Below are 1004 nucleotides of genomic sequence, written 5' to 3' on the forward strand. Positions count from 1 at the left end.
GACTGCCGAGAGTCTAAATTCCTATCCGATCGACAAAGGGATCAGCAATCATCAGGTTAAGCTCGGGTTGCGCTACGACCTCTGGTAGGAGCTGCGCGGGAGACAATCAAGACCGCGGATCTTCGGGTCCGCCCTCGTTTTGGAGGCCCACGACATTCTCATCACAGGTGATCAATATCCTGCCAGCGACAAAAACTTTCCCCTTGACGCCTGACGCCTGAACGCATATCGCCATCCGTGGGCCACCCCTCCCCAACGAGGGGCCACTATCTGGAAGGATAGACCACAATGACGACGCGTACGAAGCCCGGACTCCGTCCGGCAAATCCCAATTTTTCCTCAGGTCCCTGTGCAAAACGTCCCGGCTGGTCGGTCGAGGCGCTAACCAATGCTGCGCTCGGACGCTCGCACCGCGCCAAGATCGGCAAGTCCAAGCTCGAACAGGCGATCGAGCTGACGCGGGAAATTCTCCAGGTTCCGGCAGACTATCGCATCGGCATCGTGCCGGCGTCGGACACCGGCGCGGTCGAGATGGCGCTGTGGTCGCTGCTCGGCCAACGCGGCGTCGACATGGTCGCCTGGGAGAGTTTCGGTTCCGGCTGGGTCACCGATGTGGTCAAGCAGCTGAAGCTCGCTGACGTGCGCAGGATCGAGGCCGGCTACGGCGCGCTGCCGGATCTGACAAAAATCGACTTCGACCGCGATGTGGTCTTCACCTGGAACGGCACGACATCAGGCGTGCGTGTCCCGAACGGTGAGTTCATTCCGGTCAGCCGCAAGGGCCTGACCATCTGCGACGCCACGTCGGCGGCCTTTGCGCAAAAGCTCGATTTCCAGAAGCTCGATGTCGTCACCTTCTCCTGGCAGAAGGTGCTGGGCGGCGAAGGTGCGCACGGCATGCTGATCCTCAGCCCGCGCGCCGTCGAGCGGCTGGAAAGCTACAAGCCCGCCTGGCCGCTGCCGAAAATCTTTCGCCTCACCTCGGGCGGCAAGCTCATCGAAGG

The 1004-nt window shown here is 61.7% G+C and carries 1 protein-coding gene; it reads left to right on the plus strand.

The window, feature by feature from the left end:
* Nucleotides 1-288: 288 nt before the first annotated feature.
* On the plus strand, nt 289-1004 hold a 716-nt coding region (locus tag EOA86_RS36125), incomplete at its 3' end, for a phosphoserine transaminase (RefSeq protein ID WP_128345799.1).

This window comes from Mesorhizobium sp. M5C.F.Ca.IN.020.32.2.1 (assembly GCF_004023105.1).
Lineage (GTDB): Bacteria > Pseudomonadota > Alphaproteobacteria > Rhizobiales > Rhizobiaceae > Mesorhizobium > Mesorhizobium wenxiniae.